Annotated in this window: 2 protein-coding genes; both read right to left on the reverse strand. The window is 63.4% G+C overall.

Annotated elements, in window-relative coordinates:
* Nucleotides 1–117: 117 nt before the first annotated feature.
* A complete protein-coding gene (locus ACXJ7R_RS27940; protein ID WP_457154647.1) occupies nucleotides 118–1,467 on the reverse strand; it encodes an HlyD family type I secretion periplasmic adaptor subunit in 1,350 nt (449 codons plus the stop codon).
* Complete coding sequence (locus ACXJ7R_RS27945; protein ID WP_457154648.1) at nucleotides 1,464–3,224, reverse strand: type I secretion system permease/ATPase; 1,761 nt, start codon at nucleotides 3,222–3,224, stop codon at nucleotides 1,464–1,466. The genes ACXJ7R_RS27940 and ACXJ7R_RS27945 overlap by 4 nt, the downstream gene beginning before the upstream one ends.
* Nucleotides 3,225–3,402 lie beyond the last annotated feature (178 nt).

Raw genomic sequence — 3,402 nt, forward strand, 5'->3', positions numbered from 1 at the left:
GAGATGGAGTTCGCGGACATGTTTCAGTTCGCCGAACAGGGCGTGTCAGACACCCAGGATGACGCCAGGTTTGAATTGAAGCATCTCAACAGCTGACGGCTTTCGGGCAGCCTATGGCTATTTTTCCCGCATCGCGCGGCGGAAGTTCTGCGTGATCGGCTCGGCGAGGTAAGAAAGCACGGTGCGAGCACCGGTCCGGATCATCGCCTCGCTCGACATGCCGGGCAGCAGCTTGCGGCCCTCCAGCTTGGCGAGTTCACTCTTGTCGATCAACACGGTTGCGGCGAAATACGGTGCCCCGCTGCGCTCCTCCACCATGCGGTCAGCCGACACGATCTCCACGACGCCGTCGAGCGGCGGCAGGTTGTAGCGGGCGAAGGCCGGGAAGCTGACGCGCGCGGGCTGTCCGGGGGCGATCGTCTCGACATCTTCAGGTTTGACCATAGCCTCGACCACGAGTTGTTGTCCGAGCGGGACGACTGTCATCAATGTCTCGCCGGGTTTCACGACACCGCCCGTCGTGTGGACCTTCAGGTCCATGACGATGCCGTCAACCGGTGCGACGACATTGGTACGGGTCAGCACGTCCTTGGCGGAACGCTCCTGTTGCCTGAGGTCAAACAATTCCGCCTCGACCTTGCTCAACTCCTCGACGGCCTCGTTCAGCCGCACTGTGCCGAGGTTCAAGATCTGCATGTCGATCTCGGCTATGGCGCTTCTGGCACGAGCGATTGCCGCGGTGTTGGTCGCGCGCTCCCCCTCGATCTCCCTCTGTTGTCGTTTGAGCAACAGGTTCCGCTCGCGCGTGGTCAGCCCCTTCTTGAGCAGCCCCTCGAGGTCCTTGCTTTCACCCCCGATCGCCTCGATCTGCTTGTCCTCGGTGACGATGAGCTCCTTCAGTCCGTTTATCTCTTCCTGTATCTGGTTATGGCGCTGGCTGAGGATTTCCCCCTCATCCTTCAAATTGTGCTGCTTCGCCGCGAACACGTCACGCTGTGCGGCCACCGCGTCCCTTGCGGCGGTAGCGGGGTCTGCGAGCAACGCCGGATCGAACTCGATCTCCGGCTTGCCGTCCCGCTCGGCCCTGAGACGCGCGGCTAGCGCGTCGCGCGTTGCTATCCGGTTCTGGATCAGGTCAAGCTGCGTCTTTGCCTGTGTGTCGTCGAGCCGGATAAGGACCTTGCCCGCCTTGACGATATCACCGTTGGCGGCGTTCAGGTCCGCGATGATGCCGCCCTCGAGGTGCTGGATCAGCTTGCGGTCGCCGGCGACCTTGATAACGCCCGGTGCTACAGCGGCGCTGTCCAAAGGCGCCAGCGCCGCCCAACCGCCGGCGACGCCGAAGAACAGGAACATGATCGCGAACCCGGTGCACGTCACGCCCGTCAGACGCAGGGGTAGCGGTTCCAGCAGGGACGGTGGCGGCACGGGCAACGGCACGACGTTCAAGTCCGGGGAACGGCTCATGCTTCTTTGACTTCCTTGACCACTTCGAGGGTTGGCAGCGAGGCTCCCATCGGCATCTGGGTCACCTTGCGGGCGCGGTTGGCGAGTTCGTTGAAGACATAGTCGCGCGGGCCGAAGAGGTCTTGCTGGCCGTGGTTGAGGACCAGCACCTTGTCGACCTTCTCCAGGATATTCGGTCGGTGCGCGATCAGGACGATGGTCGTGCCCGCCACCTTGACCGCGCTGAGGGCTGCGATCAATGCGTCCTCGCCATCGCGGTCGAGGTTGGAATTGGGCTCGTCCAGTATAAGGAGTGGCGGGTCGCCGTAGAGTGCCCGCGCCAGGCCGATGCGTTGGCGCTGCCCGCCTGACAGCACCGCGCCGGATTCGCCGATCTCGGTGGCGTAACCCTTAGGCAGCCCCTTGATCAGTTCGTGAACTCCCGCCAACTGAGCGGCCTTGACCACGTTGTTGAAGACCGGCGGGTTGAGCTGCGCGAAGCGGCAGATGTTTTCGGCGACGGTACCGGCGAAGAGCTCGATGTCCTGCGGCAGGTAACCGACATGATGACCACGGTCCTCCGCCGCCCATTGGGCAACGTCCATGCCGTCCAGCAACGCACGCCCCCCGGATGGACGCCAGGCACCGGCCAGTATTCGCGCCAGGCTCGTCTTACCGGCCGCGCTCGGGCCGATCAGCGCCATTGCTTCACCCGGACTGAGCCGGAAGTTGATCCCTTTCAGAATCGGCTCGCCACCCTGTCGGGCAAGCACGAGGTCGTCGGCCTCAAACCGCCCCTTCGGTCGTGGTAATGGCAGAACCGCTGTGGCCTCCGGGTGCTGTCCGGCGACCGCGGTGAGACGCCGGTAAGCGGCACGCGCTCCGACCGTGGCCTTCCATGTGGCGATCGCTTGTTCAACTGGGGACAAGGCGCGACCCATGAGAATCGAGGCGGAGATCATGATGCCGGCCGAGGCTTCGTTGCGAACCACCAGATAGGCACCAAGGCCCAGTATGGCCATTTGCAGGGCGAGCCGGTGACAACGCGCCATGGCCGCGATGACGCCGCCACGGTTGGCGGCAAGGACTTGTCCTTTGTTCGCCTCGTCCTGCTGCGCCTTCCAGCCCTCCAGCAGTGGCTTTAGCATGCCCATCGCCTGGACGACCTCGGCGTTTCGGATCGCAGCTTCAGCCTGCGTGTATGCCCGCGACTGTGCGGTTGCGGCCTCGGTCAAAGGCTTGCGCGTGAGGTATTCGTTGAGCACCGCCAAGGCGAAGAGTACGACCCCGCCGACCAGCGCCAACCAACCCAGCCAAGGGTGCATGAGGAATATGGCGGCGAAAAACAGAGGCGCCCAAGGCGCGTCAAGGATAGGGAAGATGCTCGGGCTCGTGAAGAAATTCCGCACTTGATCGAGGTCGCGCAGCGGTCGGGCATTGGCRTGMCCGGGCGCCGAGGCGGCATATTCCACCGATGCKGTCAGSAGAACTGGTSCCAACCGCGCGTTCATCCACGATCCGACTTTAGCCAGAAGGCGCCCGCGCACCACTTCCAGCCCCGCCATTGCGACGAGTGCCCCTGCCGCCATCAACGACAGCATCACCAGCGTCTCCAGGCTGTGGCTGGACAACACCCGGTGATAGACCTGGAGCATGTAAAGCGCCCCGGTCAGCATCAGCACGTTGATGCCAGCGCTGAACCAGATAAGCGGCCGGATGGCACGTCTGGCCTCTTTCATCACCACTTGCAGGGCAGGGGGCTGTTGGTTGGCTTTCATCATTTATATCTCTGCGGGGTGCTGCTTCGTGCGCAGATGGCGGGAGGCAACTTTAGCTGCCTCCCGTCGCTCAGTGATCAGGCGACGACGTCAACGGGTATGTGCTGCGTCGCCGTCGTATCGGCGTCCGCGTCCGCGATCTGGAACGCGAAGTCGAGGTTGGCATTCAACGTCCCGG

This window comes from Mesorhizobium sp. P5_C1, assembly GCF_054049815.1.

Coding starts and splice junctions, on each gene's coding strand:
- ACXJ7R_RS27940 (WP_457154647.1), bottom strand. CDS start 1,467: ATGAGCCGTTCCCCGGACTTGAACGTCGTGCCGTTGCCCGTGCCGCCA.